Here is a 20908-nt window from a genome sequence, read left to right on the forward strand (position 1 = left end):
TCCCTGTATTTTACCTCTCACGAGGTCTTCATGGCGATCCACCCCCCACGTCTTCAATTTTTAGGTGCCGCGAGCACGGTCACGGGCTCCAAATACCTTCTGCATTATCAGGATCGTAAAATCCTGATCGACTGCGGGTTGTTTCAGGGACTCAAAGACCTGCGCTTGAAAAACTGGGAGGCTTTTCCCGTCGACCCGCGCACGATCGACGCGATCGTGCTGACCCACGCGCACATCGATCACTCCGGCTACATCCCGCGGCTGATCAAAGAGGGCTTCCGTGGGAAGGTCTACTGCACCCGCGCGACGCTCGAGCTCTGCCGGATCCTTCTGCCGGACACGGGATACCTGCAAGAGGAAGAGGCCGAGTACCTGAATCGACGCCGCCTCTCGAAACACCAGCCCGCGCTCCCGCTCTTCGGGCAAAAAGACGCCGAAGAATCGCTGCGCGCTTTCGTCCCCCACGACTTCGACAAAGAATTCGAACTCGCCCCCGGCCTGAGCGTCACCTTCATCTACGCGGGCCACATCCTGGGCGCGGCGCAAGCGATCGTCCGCGCGGGCGATCGGGTCATCGGTTTTTCGGGCGACCTCGGCCGACTGCAAAATCCGATTTTCTATCCCCCCGCGCCGCCGCCCCCGCTCGACTATCTGGTCGTCGAATCGACCTACGGGGACCGCCGTCACGAAGACGCCCAACCGATGGAAGAGCTGGCCAAGATCGTGAACAAGGCCCACCAAGATGGCGGCGTCGTGATGATCCCGGCGTTCACCGTAGGGCGCGCGCAAGAGATCATGTATTTCCTGGCGCAGCTGAAAAAATCCAAACGTATCCCCGACCTTCCGATGTACCTGAACAGCCCGATGGCGACGAACGTCACGAGCGTTTTTTCGAAGTTCCGCGCCCTGCACCGCCTCAGCGAGCGGGAGTGCGACGAAACCTGCGGCGTCGTGCACTACGTGAAAAACGTCGAAGAATCCAAAGAGCTGAATCTGAAAAAAGGTCCGATGGTGATCATCTCGGCCAGCGGAATGCTGACCGGTGGACGCATCCTCCACCACATCAAAACTTTCGGCGCGGATCCCAAGAACTTCATCGTGCTCTCGGGTTTTCAGGCGCTGGGAACGCGCGGCCGCAAAATCCAAGACGGCGCGACCGAGATCAAGATCTTCGGCGAACTCTCGCCCATCGGCGCGCAGGTGCGTACGTTGCAAAACCTTTCGGCGCATGCGGATTACGCCGAGATTCTAACGTGGATCCGCGATTCCCAACTTCAACCGAAGAAGGTCTTCGTCACTCACGGTGAGCCGAGCGCCGCCGAAGCGATGAAAGAGAAGCTGCAGACCGAACTGGGTCTCGACGCCGTTGTCCCCGTGCAGGATCAGGAATTCCTTCTGGACTAGGCTGCCGCTCGCCCGACCGCCCGAATCTCCGGCAGAAGACCATATACTATAATATATCATATATGGACATAAACATATCCTATAATATATTATACAATCACCATATTATATGTTTTAATAAATACAATGAAGACGAACAAGGCCCTTATGAAAACCCAGCGCAAAAGCCTCGATGAAAAGCTTCGCGCTTTCGTGAAGGCCCGCGCCGAGCTTCGCCCCAAAGCCGGTTGGATCCGCGCTCTGCGAGAGGCCTTGGGAATGACGACCTCGCAGCTCGCCGAACGCATGGGCATCCAGCAGTCCGGCGTGACGTTGATGGAAAAACGCGAAGTCGAGAAAAAAGTGACCCTCGAGACCTTGGAGCGTGCCGCGAAAGCGTTGAACTGTGAACTCGTTTACGCCCTCGTCCCGCGCGAAAATCTGGAAAAGATCGTCGACGAGCAAGCCGCGCGCGCGGCGAAGCGCATTCTCGCGCGGACGCTGCACACGATGCGTTTGGAAACCCAGGAGGTCGGTGCCGCGGAAAGTTCGCTGCACGAGCGCGAGCTCGCGACGGAACTCAAGAATAAACTGGATCGCCGCCTTTGGGGCACGCGTTGAGCGACTTCAAATTTGAGTACCCGCCCGGCGCGACGCCGCTGAATCCGAACGAACTCGCCGGTCTGAAACCCACCTACATCTCGACGCAACGTGAGCTGAACGCGGCCGAACAGGACAACATCTTGCTCGGAGAAAAATGGGCGTTCGCGCAAAAACGAAAGGACTTTCTGTCCGAAAAATTCATGCGCGAACTGCACCGAAAAATGTTCGGGCACGTCTGGAGCTGGGCGGGCAGCTACCGCAATTCGGATAAGTCGATCGGCGTTCCTTGGTTCGAGATTCCGGCCGAGATCAACAAGCTCTTACACGACGTCCGCTACTGGATCAGCTACGAAACCTACCCGATCGACGAAATCGCGGCCCGCCTTCACCACCGCTTGGTGTTGGTTCACCCGTTTCCGAACGGCAACGGCCGCTGGGCACGGGCCATGGCGGACGTCCTCTTGATGAGCCTCGATCAACCGCGCTTCTCTTGGGGCGCCCACCTCAACGCCGGAACCCTCGGCGAACACGGCGACGCCCGCGCACGCTACATCCGCGCACTACGCCTCGCCGACACGAAAAACTACGCGGAGCTTTTGGCTTTCGTCCGCTCTTGAGAACGCCGAGACGCCGAATCAAGACGTCAATCACGGCTTCAAACAGCCGGGCTTCTCCCCACGCACTTGAATCAGCGTGTTCTCGAAATCGGATTTTTTCGTTCCCGCGTTCAAATGGTTCGTCCAGTAGGTGTGACGTTCCATATTCCAGCAGCCGGGAAGATGTTTTTTGTAGAGATCGAAAACCGTGAGCGCGTGCCCCGTCCACAGGCTTCGCGCGCAGGCGGGCTGGTCCCCGGCGGCATTCAAAAGCGACTGACGGAAATGGGTGGGGTTACTCGCTCCGCTCGTGAGGTTCGCGACCCACTCTTTTTGACGTGACGTCGTCCAGCAGCCGGGAAGTTCGGCTTTATAACCGTCCCAGACGTTCAGGCCCACGCCCGTGAAGTGCCCGCGCATGCAAGCGGGCTGCTTCGCGGTTTCCGCGACGAGCGTCGTGCGGAAGTCGGCGACGCTGCCGCCGTTCTTCAAAAACGCCGTCCACGTTTGCAAACGATCCGCATTCAAACAACCGGGCAAGATCTCGGCGTACAGCGCTTTGACGGTGGGGGCATGATCCACCACGACCGGCGTTTGCGGGCCCGTCACGACGGGATCTTTTGGGTCGGTGATGACGGGGTCCTTGGGATCTACGATGACCGGGTCCTTCGGGTCAGCAATCACGGGCTCCTTGGGATCGATAACACCGGGATCCTTCGGATCCGTGATGACGGGATCCTGCGGATCCACGCCGCCGCCGCTCCCCGTGGAGGCAAAGACGGCGTAGAGGGCGCGCATCATCTCGGAGAGGCTGCCGTCGGGTCGACGGAGGTAGTCGCCCACGGTGTTCGGGGGCGCGTTCTCCCACATGGACCAGTAGAGCACGTAAGGCATACCCGCTTTCAAGAGATCGCGGATGAGCTCCGCTTGCAGCGGTACCTGCGGCAGGTAAGCGCCGTTCGCCGCGATCTCGGGCACCGCGATTTCCGAGACGACGACTTGATTCGTGCCGAAGGTGGGGCTCGGCTTCGCCTTCGCGCGGATCAGCTTGAGCGCCTGGTGGAAGTTCCGGTACTTCCCGGCGGGCGTCGCGGTTTCGTCGTTGGCCGTATCGTGCGCCGAATAGCCGACCAGATCGCAGGTCACCTGCGGCAGAATATCGCGGGTCAGGCTTTTGCCCCGTTCGGTGACGACACCTTCGTCCGTGTCCTGAAGGTAGCCGCGCAGGCGCACGACCTCGCACAAATGGTAGACTTTCGCTTTCGTATTCGCGACCGCGGCCCGCGCGTCCGTGACCGCGCGTTGCCGCACGCGCCAGTACTCGCGGAAGTTCGCGAGCCCCATGTCGGTGCCGGGCGCTTCGTAATCCAATTCGCCGTTGGCTTTCTCGCGGAGCGTATGCCAGTCGCCCTCGTGATTCTGGAGGACGAAAGTTTTGTTTTCATTTTTGAACTGGGTCAGAAAATACACCGCAAGATCGTAGGTCTCTTGATAGTTTTTTTGCAGATCGTCCGCAGTCTGGATCTTTTTGTCGAACGCCCAGTAGTCGGCGTAACGATCGGCGATCGTATCCGCCGAGATGAAGATGGTGTGGAAAGGCATCGCGAGGACCTCGCGGAAAGCGGGAACCTCGGCGAGCTCCTTCAAGCTTTTCACCTGATTCAGCTGCGCCGCCGGCAGATGGTAGAACGCAGGGTTTTTGGTGACCGCGCGGCTCATTTGGATTTTCGTGGTCTTGATCCCGAGCGCGAGCGTGTCTTTGGCGGCGTCAACGAAGACGGTGTCCATCCCGCCGTGGGGATTGTAGAGCGGATTCTCGTTCGCCACGCCGAAACCGGTCGGCACGGACGCGATCTGCGAAGGCGTCGCCGCGAGGAAGGCCTCGCCCCGTAACGTGCGCGACATCGACGGAAGGTCTTCAAGGCCCTTCAGTTCGAGTCCCGGCCCGCAGGCCGACAAAAACAAAATGCTGATGATGGAAAAGACGAGCGTCGCATGGCGCGGCCATGCACGGCGATTGAGCTCAAGCATTCGACATCCCCCCGGACGATGAAGAGCCTTCGGTGCAGTTCTTGGACCAAAATTGGGCGTTTCATGTTGAGAAGAATTTCGGCGAGGCTCAACGTGAGAGCGGCCGGCGAACGGACGCCGTCAGAAAAGTGATGCCTGAATTTCCGTTGGACAGGGAATGCGTCGAAATCCGAAAGGGAAATTGGTCGGGTCTACAGGATTTGAACCTGTGACTTTTACCGTGTGAAGGTAACACTCTACCGCTGAGTTAAGACCCGATTTCAAGGACTTGAAACACCTTCATTTAGACTGAGGGGGCCAGCGCGGTCAACTTTTCCTTCGGCCCGAGATGCGGTAAAAACGGGCGAAATGTTCTTTCCCCGGAGGTTAAAATGAATCCCTTCGTTCTCGTGAACCTGGTTTCGATTCTGGCTTTTCTCCTGAGCTTAGCGGGGCTGTTCGACTGGGCGCTGGGCTCGGTCCTCATGATCGGCGGCGTGGGCCTTTCGACAATGGCCGGCGTCTTCTGGCTGAGCCGCCGAATCTCTCCCGCCGTCGCCCCTCGGCTGGCGTTTGTCGCGATGGTTCCCATCAGCGCCTGGCCCGCACTCCGAATCGGGGAGTGGCTCAATGAACGGGTCTTCGATGGAATGGTCACGCTCGTCGCGCTGGCCTACTTCGCGGGTCTGACTCTCGTACTGTTCGCGCTGGGCCTCTCGTCACGAAAGGCCTGAGGCTCAGTTCCCCCCGCCGCAGGCCTTGGCCGCTTCCAAGCGGCTGAGGTGGGTCTTCGAAAACAGATGCTCGATGCAGTCCACTTCGACGCCGCCGCGGCAGTACTCGACCGCGTCGATGCGGCTTAAATGAGTTTTAGAGAAAAGATAGTCCACGCATTCCATGGAAACCCCGCCACGGCAGAGATTGGCGGCCTCGATGCGACTCAGGTGAGTCTTGGAAAAAAGTTGCTCGATGCAATCGACCGAAGGACCGCGGTTCTCGCAGCGGACGGAACTGGACGCATGGACTTGGGAAAACAGACCGGCGAAAGCGATTACGAACATCAGAAACGGGCGCATGGTGACTCCTTTTGAAACCGGGAAGTCCCCACAGCAAGAGGCACGCCAAGCGGTCCGGCGCGAACCGACCCCATGTCTTTATTTCCGGGCGAGTTCTTTCTCGATCGCTTCCTTGAGCTGAAGGTAGCCGATCTCTTCGATCATCTTGCCGTTGATGAAAAAGGTCGGCGTGTAGCGAACGCCGAGCTTCACCCCGTCCTCGCGGTCCGCGTCGATCTTCCAACCGTGCTTCGCGATCACGGCCTCGCGCTCGAGCTTCGAGTCATCAACGCCGATCTCCTTCAGGTAGCGCGCGATCAGCTCGGGACGGGGTTGCCCGTGATTAGCCCAAGCGGGCTGCGTCTCGAACAGGTAGTTCAACGCCTCGGTGTATTTGCCCTGCTCGCGCGCTTCTTCCAACGCGCTCGCCGCCCACTTCGAGTTTCCGTGAAAAGGCATGTAGCGGATCACGATGCGCAATTTCCCCGGAAACTCCTCGAGCAGCCGGTTGACGATGGGGTTCAGCGCGCGGCAGGCTTCGCACTCCGGATCCAGAAATTCCACGATGGTTACGGGCGCGTCCGCCGTTCCCTTCACGGGACTGTGGGCTTTTTCCAAGAGGGCGTTGTCGATCACGACGCCGGTGGCCCCGCCCGTCGTCGTCGCGGGTTTCTGCCACAAAGTAAGCCCAGCGAAAACCGCCGCCGCGGCGATGATGACGATCAAAACGAAGAGTTTGTTGGATTTCATGCGTTTTTCTCCTTCAGCAAAAGATTCGCCGCACTCAACAGGTGCAGAGCCAGAAAACTGATCCAAGACATCAGCGGAATCGTGATGAACCCCAGCCATTCGATTTGTTTCGTGGTGCAGGACACGCCCTGACTGCACGGCGTGATGCTGTCCGGGATGATCCCGTAATACAAAAGCACGTGGTAGCTCGCGATGGCGAAGCCCGCGAAGGTGAGCGGCAGAACGTAGCGGTGAAAACGCAAGTCCCCCGTCCAGAGCGCAACACCGCAAATCGCGACGAGCGGATACATCGCGATCCGCTGGTACCAACAGAGTTGGCAGGGCGGATACTTCAGAACCTCGCCAAAATAGAGACTTCCCAAGGTCGCGACGACCGCCAGGACAAACGAGATTTGCAGCAGCATGCGGCGACGGTCGTCGGTGGTCATGGTCCTCCTTAAGCGTGGTTCAAGTCGAGCGCCTCCGCGTTCGCGGCGTCGAGCTCGCCCCGCGCCTCGACGATCACCTGGATCGACGACCACAAGAAGAGCCCCGCGATCGCGGCTCCCACGAGCAAATCCGGAAGCCCGGAGTTAAAGTACGCGACCAACCCGCTCGCCCCGATGACGCCGGCGTTCGCGATGATATCATTGCGTGAACAAAGCCACGTCGACTTCATGTTGATGTCATCACTACGGTGCCGGTAAAGCAGAAGCAAGCAGTAGAGGTTCGCGGCGAGCGCCACCACCCCGATCGCGCCCATGGTTTCCGCGAGCGGCACCGTCTGGGTCATGTAGCGAAAAATCGCTTGTCCTAAAACGGCGGCACCGAAGACCGCCATGATCACGCCCTTGGCGTACCCCGCCCGGGCGCGCCAAACGGCGCCCTTATGAAGCGCGTAAAGACTGAAGGCGTAAACGCTCGCATCGCCCAGCATATCCAGTGAGTCGGCCATCAACGCCGTCGAGCGCGAGATCCAACCGAATCCCAGCTCGACCGCGAACATGACCGCGTTCACCACGAGCACGATCTTCAAGATCCCCGCCTGCTTCTGGCGAAGCGCGGCCAACTCCGACGACTTGTTTTCGCAACAGCTCTTTCCCATCCGACACCTCTTCCCGATCTCCATTAAAAAGCCTTGAGTCACTCCAGACTCAAGGCTAATGCTCTCGGTCATGATCCGAATCGGCGAATTGGCGAAAAGAACGGGGCTCACGGTCGATACCGTGCGCTTTTATGAGAAACAGGGATTGATTCGCAGCGCGGGGCGCTCGGAAGGCGGCTACCGGGAGTTTTCCGACGACACCGCGGAAACCTTGAGGTTCATCGCCAAATGCCGGGCCCTGGATATTTCTTTAAGTGAGATCAAAAAGCTTTTGCACGTGCGTTCGCGGTCCGCGAAATCCTGCCGTGAGGCCAACGTCGTGATCGACGATCAGTTGGCGCGCCTTCGGGATCGTATCCGGGAGCTCAAGAAGCTTGAACTGCAACTCGCGGAGCTGCGTTCGGTTTGCAATCAGGAGCTCGACCCCAGCGACTGCGAGATCATCAAATCCCTCAATCGCTAAGAGCCGAAAAGCCTCGAAGACAACGACGACTCAGTCGCTGTCACCGCTCGCCGAGAAGCTCATGAGGCCCGCTTTCGAGTAGCAGTTGAACGCCGCTTTACCGTGGCTCATGTTGCCGCGGCAGAACTGATTGTTCGCGGTTTGGAAGATGAAGTTCTCGCCCAAGATTTCGATGTCGACGACCGTATCTTCCAGCATTGCCGCGCCGATTTCGGCGATAATCCGGCGCTCTTTGTCGTTCCAGCGGGGAGCGCACTCGTAGCTGATCGCGCGGTCCTTGTAGGTGCCCTTGCAGATTTGACCGTCTTGGGTTTTCACTTCGAAGCTGTTCGTCGCTTCATCAGAAGAGAACTCCGCGATGTTTTTCCAAGGGAGGCCTTTGAACGACAAAACCGTCAACACGGCCTGACCATAACCTTGGTACTTCACTTGCGTCCGGCGCTGGTACTCTTGAAACAGCGGTGTCGATTCGATTCCCGCCGCCGCGACCGCGACGGTCGCGCCCAAAGCCACGATCACTCCCCAAATCCATGTCTTCATGGTTCTCTCCCGCACCGCAGTGCCTGATTTCAACGCAGGCCGCTCGACGCCGCCGCGTGATTTTCCCCGCGTCGTCCCCGATTCCGCCGCCCGTGGCAATTCCCCGCCCCCGCCCCGTCCAGATGAAAACGGAGCGACAATCGCGTTGCCAAAATCATCAATGCCGAAGGTCCATCTGCCACTGGTGCAGGCGCGAGAAGTTGTCCACGGCCCAAGGCATGGCCTCGTTGAAATCCTCCAACCGAATCTCGTCACGCAGATCCAGATCCGCGATCGAGCGTGCCACCCGCAGGGCCGCGAGCCGGCGCCGTTCCGACAAGGCCTGCGAGGTGAAACCGATCTCGCGCACCGTAGGTGAAACCTGCGCCCACAGATCGGCCCCCGACAGTCGTCGGTTGGATAGATTCCGTCCCCGTTCGCGTTGCCAAGCCTGAACGCGCAGAACTTTCGCGCGCACCTCCGCGACCCGGATTTCGCGCGCGGGCGATTTGCGCGGCGGATAGTGCAGCACCTGAAAACGGTCGAGCAGCGGTCCCGACAAACGTTCACCATAGCTGCGACAACGTTTCGCGGAGTAGCGGCAGCGCAGATTCGGCGTGAGTCCCGGCACCAGATCCCCGCAGGGACAAAGATTCGTCGTCGCCGCGATCACGCAGTCCACCGCGTATTTGCGAACGCCCGCCAAGCGCCCGACCCGCAGCTCTCCGGTCTCGAAGGGACCACGCAACGCCTCGAGCACTTCGCCGTCGAACTCCAAAAGTTCGTCCAGCACGAGAAGGCCCCGATGCGCGCGCACGATTTCGCCCGGGCGCGGAGGATTCCCGCCCCCGAGCATCGCCATCCGTGGCGTCGTCGAATGCGGCTCGATCAAGGGGCGCCAGGAGCCGGCCTCGGGGTCGTCCCGCTGCTCGCGCCGCAGCTCACGCTCTTCCGTGATGGAGAGATCCGGCAACATCGTATGCAGAAGGCGCGCGAAGGTGGACTTGCCCGAACCCGCAGGCCCCGCGAGCAAAGTATGGTGCCCTCCGACCCCGATGATCTCGAGAAGTCGCGCTTCCGCCGCCGAGACGAATTCATTTCCAACCGGAGGCGGTCGCGACATCGGCACGCCCCGTGCCGTGTCGGCTTCCAGCTCGTAGAACCCATTCCCGCCCGCGCGCAAGTCCGCAAGGTGGCTCAACCGTCGCACCGGAAAATCCGCAGCGGCTGAGGCACTTCCCGCACCTGTAAGCACCACCTCCCCTTGCGTGACCCGCGCCCGCGCCAGATCCGCGGGCTCTTCCACTTGACCGCGCAAACCGAGCTCGCCGTAGATAGTGACCCGCCCTAACTCCGGCGCTTCGACTTGTTCGGTCGCCCACAGGTAAGCGAGCGCCACGGCCAGTTCGAGTCCCCGCGAGGATTTTCGGATATGGGTGGGTTTGAGGTTCACGAGAATCTGCTGCGCTACGGGAAACTGAAAACCCGCCGCCTTGATGGCGCTTTTGATCCGGGCCGCGGACTCTTTCAATGTCAGATCCGCACCGCCGACAAATTGAATGGTCGGCAGCCCGGGCCATAGCATGAGTTCGACATCGACGGGTTTGAGTTCTTGGTCTTCGTTATAGAAGCTGAGGATTCGCATGCCCGAAGGCGACTGCGAAGCCTATTCCAGGTCCTGATCGCGCGGAGGTTTGGACAGAGGGTGATGCTCGTCCACGGTTCGGACAAGATTCTGGGTCGTGACGTTCGTGTACACCTGCGTCGTCTGGATCGACGAGTGACCGAGCAGCACTTGGATGCTGCGCAGATCCGCGCCGTTTTCCAGAAGCGAGGTCGCACAGGCGTGCCGGAAGCGGTGCGGATTCACGGGTTCGCTGAAACCCGCTTTCGCCGACCAAGCCGCCAACCAACGCCAGACATCGACCCGCGAAGGACGATGACCGCGGTCATTGATCAAAAGCGCGTTCAGCAAACGATCTTCTTTGAGAAGATTCGTGCGCGCGTCTTCCAGATATGCACGCAGCTCCGTGACCAAATGATCGGTCAACGGAACCATCCGCTCTTTATGTCCCTTGCCGACGATCTTGATCCAACGGTCGGAAGGGCTGAAGTCGATCAAATTCAAACCGATGAGTTCGGATACGCGGCAACCGACTCCGTACAGGAGCATCAAAGTCACGCGGTTGCGCAAGGTCTTCGCGGGATCTTCCACGACGCTCGCTTTCACGAGCAGCTGGAACTCTTCGAAGCTGAGAGTCTTCGGCAGTTTCGCGGTCACTTTCGGCGGACGGAGCTCTCCGAGTTCGGGAACTTTCTCGCCGCGCGTTTCGATGTAGCGCAAATAAGTCCGAACCGACGAGACCACGCGGGCCTGCGAACGGGTCGATAAGTTTTGCTTACGCATGAAATCGAAAAAGGCCGGAATCGGCTGTTTGGTGTCGAGGAAGTTCTTATAAAGCTCGAGATCACGCCGGTAAGCCATCACCGTATTTTGTGATCTTCCCCGAACATGCTGCAAGTCTTCGAAAAACTCGATCCAATAAGGGAGCATCGCCAACTATGAAACGGCAATGCTCTTCGAAAGGCAAGTCATTTAAAGTTATTGGGGACTATCGGGTCACCAATTGTCCGCAGTAGACGCCATTCACTTGATCCAAAATCATGTTCAAGTTCACACGATTGGTTTGCGAATTGCGACTCACACCTTGAGGATCCTGACCATTGTAGACCGTCGAAGTTCCGACACGGAAAACAATGCGGGAACCGTTGCCGCTCAAGGCTTCGAAGGTTCCGTTCGACAGCACTCCGCCCACGCCGAGCATCGACGAAGACATCGGACGAATCTCGTAATCTCCGGGAGCCGCACCGCAGACCATCATGTCGCCTGCTTGCACGATCCGCAGTACGCCTTGCAGCGTCACGGGACCTTGATAAGCAAGGATGGCTTTCGGGTCGTTCCAGTTCACGGTCGCGACCTGATTCACGATGATATCGAAGGCGAACATGACGTTTTCGTTCGTGGTCGACGAGCGCACGCCGATCAAACCCGGGAAGGGCTGGTTGATCGTGCCCGCGCAAGTGGGACAGCCGACCCAGTTCGGCGTGACGTTCGTCACGACCGGCGCGTTCGAATTGTCGTTCTTCTTACATGCGGTGAGGGTCAATGCGGACAGAGCGGCCAAAGTGAGGAACGCGGTCTTCATTGCTTTCGTTAATGTGTTCATCACGCACCTCCTTTAGATGCTTGAAGTTAGTTGCCGAACGCCTTGGCTTTATTGAGAGATTGGAAAGTGCCAAGAAGTTTATAACCATTGCCGGGACGAAGGGGACGACCCGTTTTCGGAATCACGCACGAACCGCTATCCGAACCGCAGGTGTAGAAGGTTCCGCAGCGATAGGGGCTGGGAGAGAAGTGGAACCAACACTGCGTCGGGCTCTGTTGCGCCGGCGCGACTTCGAAATTTTTGAACCAGATCTCACCGTTCACTTCGGCGTAACCGCCGCCGTCGCCTTGATCCACGCCACCCGTGATCACGAGAACCACCGCGCCGATCCTGTCCTGGAAGAAACCGTGGAACACACGCTTCCCGCCCCTCATGAACCAGTTATTGAATTCCGAGTTCAAGTAACCTTGGTAAGCGTTCTTGTACGTCTGGTTGCCACCCTGAACCGGGCTCGTCGGATAGGGCTGATACTGGCTTCCCGAGAACGTCGTATTGAAAATCCCGATATAATAGGTGCCGGTGTCGTAATAGCCGAGCTTGACGTGACCGTCGTAGCGACCGCTACCGACGTCCGTCACCTTGACGTTGATTTTCATGTTCTGCGGATTGTTCAAAGGGCGCGACTGCACGTATTCATTCAAAGTCGCCAAATCCGAATATTGAAAAGTGACCGTCGATCCCGCCTCGTTGTTCAGCGGATGGTTGTCCGGAAGCGGAGTGGGCGTCGCGCCCGGGCCCGGTGTCGGCGTCGCTTGCGGATTGTTTCCGTCGTCGTTCGAGCCGGCCATCTTCTCTTGGGCACAGCCCGCGAGCATCGCGACTGCCATCAGCAGCACCAATGCTTTTTTGAGAGATTGAGTCTTCATGGCTTTCCTCCTGACGGAAATCTTCACTTACCGGTCAGGATTGCGAGCCTTATGCCAAAAAAACGGAATGAATAACCCAAGGGTCCCGGACACTTAGAAGGTGTCTCAAATTGGGCATGAAAAAGGGGTGACGCGAGCGGTCCCCCGCTGTCGAGATTTTCGACAGCGCGAAGCCCCCGCCCATCAGGGGCGCAGCTTCAAAAGGCCGTCGCGATCGACGACGTGGAAGAGCCCTTGGTCCTCGGTCTCTTCAATCTCGAGCCCCGAGTAGGTGGCTTTATCTCCATCGCGCCAGCTGCGGAAGTTCGTGGTCCGCACGTCCAGGCTCAAGTCCTTCTCCAGCACCCGGGTCTCGCCCCCTTGATGACGGCAGATCACACCCTTCTCATCCACCAGCAGGCGGAAGCAGGCCGGCCCCGACATTTTCTGGAAACGGCAGACGCGGACGCCACTGTCCAAACGGTCCAGATGGATCGCGTATTTGTTTTCGCCGATCCAGAAACGGTTCGACCAGAACTGCAAAAGCCCTTCGCCCTGATCGCGCGAAGCCGCGCAGACATCCAATTGACTGTGGCGAACGATGTCTTTCACCGCAAACGAGTTCTGACGGAAGGCTTTCAAATCCTCGATCTTGAAATGACCCGGACGATCGCCCGAACACTCCAGAGTCTGATCGTCCAGCAGTTTCAAGCCCGTGCACTTCCAGAAGTGCGTCGCCGAGCGAATCAGGTTTTGACCTTCGCGGGTATAAAGAGCCGCATAGCCCTTCGCGCTTTGGCCAACGACAAGCTCCGCCGAGATTTCGGTGAATTTATCGTAGTCAAAAACGACCACCTTCCCCTTTTCACTGACGAACGAGGGCTTACACTCGCGCGGCGAGCAAGACCGACGGGAATCACCGCATTCGATCAGCGAGGGAAAAAGCGCCGAGCGTTTCACACCGCGGCAAAAGGTCATCTCACCCAGATAGCAGTGCGGACCGCGGGACTCACCGAACTCACAGACGGCCGCGGGCTCTTGCGCAAACGCCGGAGTCGCACAAACAGTCGCCCAAACGAAGGCGCCCAGAACACCACCCGCCAATTTCAAAATGAACATCTTCATCTCCCCGTCCCTTTTTTAGCGAGCCTTTTCCACAATCAGTCCATCCACGTTCACCAAACGCCCGTGCCGCAGTTTCGATCCCTGCGACAGTCGGCGTTTCAAGTCGTCAAACGCGGTTTGCTCCATGACCAAGGTTTGACGGTCATAGCGCGAGTCGATCAGCTGCGTCGCCGTGTTTTGAAAGCGCTCCATCGTGTCTTCGATGAAGCTCACCCGACGTTCTTTCGACTTCAGGCTCATGCCGGCCTCGCCGAACATCACGTTCGTGCGGCCGATCAATTGCGCCGCCGCCTTTTCGTAGGACGTCATCAGATGAATGATCATCTCGGGATCCGCCACGCGCAGCTTGTGACAGGGCGCCCAACCCGGACGGCAGCTCCAGTAATCCGACATGATCGAGCCGCCGAAGACGTTCTGGTTGTACGGGATTTTTTTGTAGTAGTCCGTATAGGGAGGAACTTTCGAACCCACGCCCAAAAGGTGCGTCGGCACGTTCAACGTGCGCCACACGTTGTCGGTCACGCCCTTCGGCAAAAGCCCCGACTGTTCGACCATCGTGACCGCGAAGCTCCCGCAACCCCCGCCCTCGAAACGGTCGGGACGCAGGTTCAACCCGAAGTGCCGCTGGGGCTCCTTGGGATGCTTGATGTAGGTCTTCAGCCAGCCCAGCATCTTCTGGCATTCGGCGCTCGAGACCTCGAACGCGATGAAACGCAAACGATTCGCTTGGCTCGCCTCTTCGATGACCTCTTCGGCCTCTTCGGGCGTATTCAAATAACCGTCGCGGAAGCTCGACATGAAGGTCGAAAGCCCCCAGCCCGACCGCAGCATCTGCATGCCTTGGTTCTGCTGTTCACCCGTTTGTCCGGTGGCGCCCGAATCCATCCCGCCGCGGGCGTTGCGACACTGCCACGCGACCATCGCGTGGCCGATGTCCATGTCGCTCGTGTTCATGGTCATCAGCGAGCGACGTAGACGATCCGCCGTGCGGAAATCGAAAACGTACTGCGGGTTCTTCTTAAGAAGGATGATGTAGTTGCGATCGCGCTTCAGGCCCAAGCCCTGATCGATCTGCATGGGCAGACCCGCATTGAGCTCCGCGTAGTCGCGAGGCTCCTCGGGCATTTCTTCGGATTGTAGATCCTCATCACGGAAGGGACCGCGCTGGTCGCCGTACTGGGCGCGGCCCGCGTTCGCCACTTGCGGCGGAACCGTACGCGCCCACGCGCCTTGCGCCTGCAGCAAGATGACGAGACTCAAGATGAAGCGCGAGGAAGACACGGAAACCTCCAAAAGGCGATGAAGCCCAAGGGTTTCTTTTCGAAATCCGTGCCGTGTCTATTCCATTTAGATTGGACTCCGCGCGCGGCGGCCTGAAAGAAGAATAGAGTCGAAGTTCAACTCGACACCTCCGATTTTCGCGAAGGGAATTTTCTGCCCGTCATTATTTTTGACAGTTGATGCTAGCGAGCCTGCGCATAACCTCGCGGGGGTGCGCCCACTCGCGCGAGCGGATAATAGTGATTCAAGATCTGCGTGGACGACAGGCCCTTCTCGGCCCAGTCTTTCGATCCCCACTGACAAAGACCGACGCCGTGACCGTAGCCTTGCCCCTCGAAAACGACGTCTTTGCCTTGTTCGCGCGTATGGAAGCGCAGGCTTTTCAATTTTCCGAAACCCAAAAGCTGCCGGAAATTCTGACCCGACAGGATTTTCAGATCGCTCATCCCGTCCCACCACTCCACCAGCGTCACGCGCTGATCAAACAGGCTTTGGATCCACGAGAATTCCAAACCCGCTTTCGTCGCCGCCGGTAAACGACGGTCGCCGCCGGGATCTTGCAATTGCTTTTTCAGCCAGTTCTTTTCGGCGACGAACTTCCATTTGTTCGAGGGCCGCGCCTCGCACGAGGGATCGCGCACGCTTTTATATTCACCGACCGGTCCCCACACGAATTCGGGGGTCGTCGTGCGCCCGCCGCAGTCCGCATGGTAGTAGGCGCGGAAGACTTCGCCCCCCGCCCCGCGCAGGACCTGATCGCGGGTTCCCGCAAGCGCCTCGGCCCAGCGTCTCAGCGCCGGTGAAGCCCGCCGTTTGGGCGTCACCCATTCGAATTCCTGATCCAGAATCGAACCTTCCAGATCGAAGCTCCACGCCGTGCGCGCGCGCATCTGCGACAGCGTATAGGAACGCGTCGCCACGGCCTGCGCCTTGAGCGCCTCCATGGGCCACATCCCCGGCATCTCGCGACTCAAGACGCCCAACAGATAGTCCGTGAAGGCGACCTCGGCGCGCAGCTCGATGACGCCCGCGACCTGATCCAAAATCAAATGGGGAGGCAAATTCTTGGGCCCCATCTTGGCCTCGCGGGTCTCGAAGCGCACGGGAGGCTCGCCGATCAGGCGTTCCAGAACCGCCTTGCCGCCCGAGGTGACCCGCATCCGCAAAGCGCCGGCCGGCGCCTTTTCTATTTTCACGCGCAGAATCTGTCCGGGGCGCTTCGTGAATGCTTCCTCATCGAAGCGCAGGCTTTCGGTGACGAATTCCAACTCCGCCGGAGCCGACCCCAACCGAACGCGCACATGATCCGTATCGGCGGCATAAGAGGAGGAAAGAAAAAAGAAGGTGGAGATCAGGCCCAGTCCCAGGCCCGCACGCACCTTGGGAAACATCCATGTCCCCACGTGGTTCGGCATAGACCCAGTCCACCCAAAGACCGGGTCCGGCACAAGACCAGGGACCGGTTATCAGGACGGAAGTCGCGCCTTCAGGGTTTTCAGGATTTCCCAGGTTTCACGTTTTCTTTCGGGAGCATGACGCAGATCCCGCGGCCCGAGAGCCGTTTCCAAATTGAACTTTAGTCCAGCCTCGTTCGCGAAGTGACGAAGACGCTCCGTCAGGTCCGCCGAGAAGCTTAAAACTTCACCCCGTCCCGCCAACGCATCCGCATGCTGCGCGACCTCGCCCGGCAAGAGTTCCCGCACTTCAAAATCGCGAGCGGTCAACCCGATGGCGCCCATCATCTTCTGGAACATCTCATCTTGCCCGAGACCCTCCGGCCAGGGGATGTCGACGATCAAAAGGGCGGGCTTGGTTTCAAAACGCCGCGGCAGCGTGCGTACGCCCAGAACGTGATCGAAATAATTGAGCATGAATTTACCGGCCGCTTGTTGCACTAGTCTTTTCCTTCGATCGCGTTCAAATCATGACTGGCTGTATCTTCACCCGTATCCTCGTTGAGCTCCACCTCGTCGCCCTCATTGAGCTGCAGTAGAATCCGTTCCGCGAGGACGCGGTTGAAACCCGGGACCTCGGAGATCTGCTCGACGCTCGCGCCACGGATGGCCTCGACACTCGGGAACTTCCTTAACAGGTCGCGCTTTCGCTTTTCGCCAAGGCCCACGACGAAATCAAGCTCGGATTCCAGCGAACTCGCCTCGCGCAGTTTACGGTGGTAGGTGATGGCGAAACGATGCGCCTCGTCGCGGATGCCCACCAGAATCTGGAAGGCGTCGGTGTTCGGGCGGAAGATCACGGGGTTCGCCCGGCCCGGCAAATAGAAACGCTCTTCCGTCGCCGTCACTTCCGAATCGCTGAAGTGCCCTTGGGTGCGCGCCTTCGCCAAACCCACCACGGGGATCTTCTGCCCGATCTCTTCCAGGATCTTCACCGCCACCGCCAACTGCCCCTTGCCCCCATCAATGACAATGAGCTGCGGGGTTTCGTATTCGTCGTGCTTAAAACGACGACCCAAAACCTCGTTCATCGAGGCGAAATCGTCCGTCCCCACGACCGTCTTGATCCGGTAACGGCGGTAGTGTTCTTTCGAAGGAACTCCATCCTCGAAAACCACCTGCGAAGCGACGGTTTCTTTCCCTTGGAAAGTCGAAATATCGAAGCACTCGATCCGCGTCGGCAATTCCGGCAGTCCCAGCTTGGTTTGGATCTCTTCGAGGCCCTTTTTCTTCTCTTCGGATTTCGTGACGTACTTTTCGAAATGGGCCTGCGCGTTCGCGCTCGCCATCTCGCTGAGCGCCGCGGCCTTCCCGCCCAGATTGAAGCGCACGACGACCTTGTCACCCCGGCGCTCACACAAGACCGCCTCTAGAAGTTTGGTCATGTCCGTCCCCAAGTCCACGGGCAGGATGACGTCATCCGGGATGATGTTGTCCTCGTAGTACTGGTTCAGGAAACTCACCAGCCATTCGCGCGCGTCTTCCGCCGGGTCCTCGGGGTTCAGCAGCGGGAAGAAGTGCGGACGCGTCCCGATCACGCGGCCCGCGCGCACGTGGACCGTTTCGATCAAGGTTCCGCGCTCATCGCCGAAGAAACCCACGGCATCCTGATCTTTTTCCGAAAGATCATTGATGACGTTTTGTTTCTCCAGAATCGCCTTGATGGCGCCGACCGAGTCACGCAGCCGGGCCGCGACCTCGAAACGTTCATCCTGCGCCGCCGACATCATCCGTTCACTCAAGACCTTCAGCAGTTTCTTATCCTGGCCTTTCAGAAACGAACGGGCGCCCTCGATGTCGGCGCGGTACTCGTCCACGGTCACCAGCTTCACGCAAGGGGCCGTGCAGCGCCCAATCTGGTGGGTCATGCAAGGGCGCCGACGCGTTTTGAACACCGAATCCGTGCAATCGCGAATTTTGAAAGTGCGATTCAGAAAACGAATGGTTTCGTGGACCGCCGCGCCCGAGGTGTAGGGTCCGAAGTACTGCGATCCATCCCGCTTCACCTTGCGCGCCAGATACAGGCGCGGGTACTCGTCCTTCAGCGAAATTTTGATATAGGGATAGGATTTGTCGTCTTTCAGCCGGATGTTGTACTTCGGCCGATGCTTTTTGATCAGCGAGGCCTCAAGTAAAAAGGCTTCGACCTCGGTTTTCGTCAGGATGTATTCGATTTCGAAGATGTTCCGCACCAGAAAGCGCGTCTTCGGCGAAAGATCCTGCGAGTTCGAGAAGTAGCTGCGCACGCGATTGCGCAAATTCTTCGCCTTCCCGACGTAGATGATCTTGTCGCCCTCGGATTTCATCAGGTAAACGCCCGACTGGGTCGGATACTCGCGCACCTTCTCCAGAATCGCGTCGAGTCGCTCCCCGACGGTCGGTTTGCGCGGGCCGGAGTCGACCTCGCTCCCCTCTTCGGGTCTTGGCTTCTTGGGACCCTTCCGGGGATAGCGATATTCGCTCATGCCGTGCCTTTAGCGTCCTTTTCTCCGGGCACGGATTTCAGATTCAGATCCATGATCTGCAGACGTTTGATCTCGTCACGGATCTTCGCGGCCTCTTCGAACTCCAGACGCTCCGAAGCCTTTTTCATCTTCTCGCGCATACGTTCGATCTCGAGCTGAATCTTCGAGGGCTCTTTCGAGAACTTCTCGAACAGATTCGCGGTGCGGTCTTCTTTCCCCGCGCCGATGGTCACGTTGCCGTCGAACAGATCGCCCAAGCCTTCCAGGATCTTCTTCTTGATCGTGGCGGGAGTGATCCCGTGCTCTTTATTGTACTTTTCCTGGATGTGGCGACGGCGTTGGGTCTCGTCGATGGCTTTTTGCATCGATTCGGTCACCGTATCGCCGTACAGGATCACGCGCCCGTTCACGTTCCGCGCGGCGCGACCGATCGTCTGGATCAACGAGCGCTCCGAACGCAGGAAGCCCTCTTTGTCCGCATCGGTGATCCCCACGAGCGAGACCTCCGGAATGTCGAGGCCCTCACGCAGAAGGTTGATCCCAACCAGAACGTCGAAGACGCCCAGACGCAGATCGCGGATGATCTCGACCCGCTCCATGGTTTCAATATCGGAATGAAGGTACTTCACCTTCACCCCCAAGTTTTCGAAATACTCGGTCAAATCTTCCGCCGAACGTTTCGTCAGCGTCGTGACGAGGACGCGCTCTTTTTTCGCAATGCGATCGCGAATCTCTTTTAGCAGATCATCGACCTGATGTTTGACCGGACGCACTTCCACGAGCGGGTCCACCAGGCCCGTGGGACGGATGATCTGCTCGACGATCATGCCCTCGGACTTTTGCAGTTCATAGGCCGCCGGCGTCGCCGAGACGTAAACGACCTTATCCATGAGCGCTTCGAACTCTTGAAAGTTCAAAGGCCGGTTGTCGAGCGCGGACGGCAAACGGAAGCCGTGCTCCACCAGATTCATTTTGCGCGCGCGGTCCCCACGGTACATCCCGCCGATCTGCGGAACGGTGACGTGGGACTCGTCGATGAAGGTGATAAAGTCGTCGGGGAAGTACTCCAGCAAAGTCGGCGGCGGCTCGCCCGGCCCCCGGCCCGTCATGTGGCGCGAGTAGTTCTCGATGCCCTGGCAGAAGCCCATGTGCTCGATCATCTCGATGTCGTAGAGCGTGCGCTGCTCGATCCGCTGCGCCTCGAGGAACTTCATCTCTTTCTGGAAGGTCTGGAGGCGCTCGCGCAGCTCATCACGGATCTGCGCGACCGCGCGCTTCATCTTGTCGTCCTCGGTCACATAGTGAGAGGCCGGATAGATGGCGACGCTCTCGAGCTCTTCGAGCACCTTCCCCGTCAAGGGATCAACCCACTTCAAAGTCTCGATATAATCCCCGAACAGTTCGATGCGCAGCGCGCGCTGCTCCTCGTAGGGCGGGAACACTTCCACGATGTCGCCGCGCACGCGGATCGTCCCGCGCGAGAAATCGACGTTGTTGCGTTGGTACTGGATGCGGATCAGCTCTTTCAGCAGATGATCACGCTTCACCTGGGTATTGGCCTGCAGGTGGATCATCATGCCCTCGTAAGCCTCGGGCGAACCCAGACCGTAGATGCAGCTGACGGAGGACACGATGATGACGTCATGGCGATCGAACAAGGAGCGCGTCGCCGAGTGGCGCATGCGATCGATCTGCTCGTTGATAGCCGAGTCCTTCTCGATGAAGGTGTCCGTCGACGGGATATAGGCTTCGGGTTGGTAGTAATCGTAGTACGAAACGAAGTACTCCACCGCGTTCTTCGGGAAGAGCTCCTTGAATTCCGCATACAGCTGCGCCGCGAGCGTCTTGTTCGGCGCCATGACGAGCGCGGGGCGATTCAGCTGATTGATGACGTGAGCCATGGCGAAGGTCTTCCCCGACCCCGTCACACCCAAAAGGGTCTGATGCTTCAGGCCCGAGCCGAAACCGTCCACGAGTTCTTTGATCGCCTTGGGCTGATCGCCCGAAGGTTTGAAATCCGATACGAGTTCAAATTTGCGTTTCACCGG

The 20908-nt window shown here is 58.8% G+C and carries 21 protein-coding genes and 1 tRNA gene; 5 read left to right on the top strand and 17 right to left on the bottom strand.

What is annotated here, in order from left to right:
• The first annotated feature begins 30 nt into the window (after positions 1-30).
• The 3 genes from KF767_13130 to KF767_13140 all read left to right on the top strand — a co-directional run bounded on the left by KF767_13130 (position 31) and on the right by KF767_13140 (position 2603).
• On the top strand, positions 31-1404 hold the full coding sequence (locus KF767_13130; GenBank protein MBX3018827.1) for an MBL fold metallo-hydrolase: 1374 nt from the start codon (positions 31-33) through the stop codon (positions 1402-1404).
• A gap of 126 nt (positions 1405-1530) precedes the next feature.
• Positions 1531-2004, top strand: coding sequence for a mobile mystery protein A (locus KF767_13135; protein ID MBX3018828.1), 474 nt, complete (start codon positions 1531-1533; stop codon positions 2002-2004).
• Entirely contained in the window at positions 2001-2603 is a 603-nt protein-coding gene (locus tag KF767_13140) for a mobile mystery protein B (protein MBX3018829.1), read from the top strand. The genes KF767_13135 and KF767_13140 overlap by 4 nt, the downstream gene beginning before the upstream one ends.
• A 30-nt stretch (positions 2604-2633) precedes the next feature.
• On the opposite strand, the gene KF767_13145 is transcribed toward KF767_13140, so the two are convergent.
• On the bottom strand, positions 2634-4613 hold the full coding sequence (locus KF767_13145; protein ID MBX3018830.1) for a hypothetical protein: 1980 nt from the start codon (positions 4611-4613) through the stop codon (positions 2634-2636).
• 182 nt (positions 4614-4795) lie between these two features.
• A tRNA-Val gene (locus KF767_13150) sits at positions 4796-4870 on the bottom strand.
• Between the two features lie 114 nt (positions 4871-4984).
• Here KF767_13150 and KF767_13155 point away from each other — a divergent pair.
• Positions 4985-5326 (top strand): hypothetical protein, encoded by a 342-nt coding sequence (locus KF767_13155; GenBank protein MBX3018831.1) that lies wholly within the window; start codon positions 4985-4987, stop codon positions 5324-5326.
• A gap of 3 nt (positions 5327-5329) precedes the next feature.
• Here the strand turns inward: KF767_13155 and KF767_13160 are convergent, their stop codons facing one another.
• From KF767_13160 to KF767_13175, 4 genes are all read right to left on the bottom strand, one after another.
• Positions 5330-5668, bottom strand: a complete 339-nt coding sequence (locus tag KF767_13160) for a hypothetical protein (protein MBX3018832.1) — start codon at positions 5666-5668, stop codon at positions 5330-5332.
• A 78-nt stretch (positions 5669-5746) separates the two neighbouring features.
• Positions 5747-6397, bottom strand: a complete 651-nt coding sequence (locus KF767_13165) for a thioredoxin domain-containing protein (GenBank protein MBX3018833.1) — start codon at positions 6395-6397, stop codon at positions 5747-5749.
• Complete coding sequence (locus tag KF767_13170; GenBank protein ID MBX3018834.1) at positions 6394-6825, bottom strand: disulfide bond formation protein B; 432 nt, start codon at positions 6823-6825, stop codon at positions 6394-6396. Before KF767_13170 ends, KF767_13165 begins: the two co-directional genes overlap by 4 nt.
• Positions 6826-6833: 8 nt before the next feature.
• Entirely contained in the window at positions 6834-7481 is a 648-nt protein-coding gene (locus KF767_13175) for a cation transporter (protein MBX3018835.1), read from the bottom strand.
• 70 nt (positions 7482-7551) lie between these two features.
• On the opposite strand from KF767_13175, the gene KF767_13180 reads away from it, so the two are divergent.
• A complete protein-coding gene (locus KF767_13180; GenBank protein ID MBX3018836.1) occupies positions 7552-7944 on the top strand; it encodes a MerR family transcriptional regulator in 393 nt (130 codons plus the stop codon).
• Between the two features lie 30 nt (positions 7945-7974).
• On the opposite strand, the gene KF767_13185 is transcribed toward KF767_13180, so the two are convergent.
• The 11 genes from KF767_13185 to uvrB all read right to left on the bottom strand — a co-directional run bounded on the left by KF767_13185 (position 7975) and on the right by uvrB (position 20905).
• Positions 7975-8484: a hypothetical protein gene (locus tag KF767_13185; GenBank protein ID MBX3018837.1), complete on the bottom strand. Its 510-nt coding sequence runs from the start codon at positions 8482-8484 to the stop codon at positions 7975-7977.
• Positions 8485-8641: 157 nt separating this feature from the next.
• A complete protein-coding gene (locus tag KF767_13190; protein MBX3018838.1) occupies positions 8642-10108 on the bottom strand; it encodes an ATP-binding protein in 1467 nt (488 codons plus the stop codon).
• Positions 10109-10129: 21 nt separating this feature from the next.
• Positions 10130-11017, bottom strand: coding sequence for a tyrosine-type recombinase/integrase (locus tag KF767_13195; GenBank protein ID MBX3018839.1), 888 nt, complete (start codon positions 11015-11017; stop codon positions 10130-10132).
• 58 nt (positions 11018-11075) lie between these two features.
• Positions 11076-11690, bottom strand: coding sequence for a hypothetical protein (locus tag KF767_13200; protein MBX3018840.1), 615 nt, complete (start codon positions 11688-11690; stop codon positions 11076-11078).
• 26 nt (positions 11691-11716) lie between these two features.
• Positions 11717-12556 carry a hypothetical protein gene (locus KF767_13205; GenBank protein MBX3018841.1) on the bottom strand — a complete coding sequence of 280 codons (840 nt, stop codon included), beginning with the start codon at positions 12554-12556 and terminating at the stop codon, positions 11717-11719.
• A 183-nt stretch (positions 12557-12739) separates the two neighbouring features.
• Entirely contained in the window at positions 12740-13654 is a 915-nt protein-coding gene (locus KF767_13210; GenBank protein ID MBX3018842.1) for a hypothetical protein, read from the bottom strand.
• A 21-nt stretch (positions 13655-13675) separates the two neighbouring features.
• Positions 13676-14941, bottom strand: coding sequence for a hypothetical protein (locus tag KF767_13215; protein ID MBX3018843.1), 1266 nt, complete (start codon positions 14939-14941; stop codon positions 13676-13678).
• A 182-nt stretch (positions 14942-15123) separates the two neighbouring features.
• Positions 15124-16332, bottom strand: a complete 1209-nt coding sequence (locus KF767_13220) for a SpoIID/LytB domain-containing protein (GenBank protein ID MBX3018844.1) — start codon at positions 16330-16332, stop codon at positions 15124-15126.
• A gap of 75 nt (positions 16333-16407) precedes the next feature.
• On the bottom strand, positions 16408-16836 hold the full coding sequence (locus KF767_13225; protein ID MBX3018845.1) for a hypothetical protein: 429 nt from the start codon (positions 16834-16836) through the stop codon (positions 16408-16410).
• Positions 16836-18860 carry an excinuclease ABC subunit UvrC gene (gene uvrC / locus KF767_13230; protein MBX3018846.1) on the bottom strand — a complete coding sequence of 675 codons (2025 nt, stop codon included), beginning with the start codon at positions 18858-18860 and terminating at the stop codon, positions 16836-16838. Before uvrC ends, KF767_13225 begins: the two co-directional genes overlap by 1 nt.
• On the bottom strand, positions 18857-20905 hold the full coding sequence (gene uvrB / locus KF767_13235) for an excinuclease ABC subunit UvrB (protein ID MBX3018847.1): 2049 nt from the start codon (positions 20903-20905) through the stop codon (positions 18857-18859). The genes uvrC and uvrB overlap by 4 nt, the downstream gene beginning before the upstream one ends.
• Positions 20906-20908 lie beyond the last annotated feature (3 nt).

It is taken from the genome of Pseudobdellovibrionaceae bacterium (assembly GCA_019637875.1).
Taxonomy (GTDB): Bacteria; Bdellovibrionota; Bdellovibrionia; order Bdellovibrionales; family Bdellovibrionaceae; genus JAHBUW01.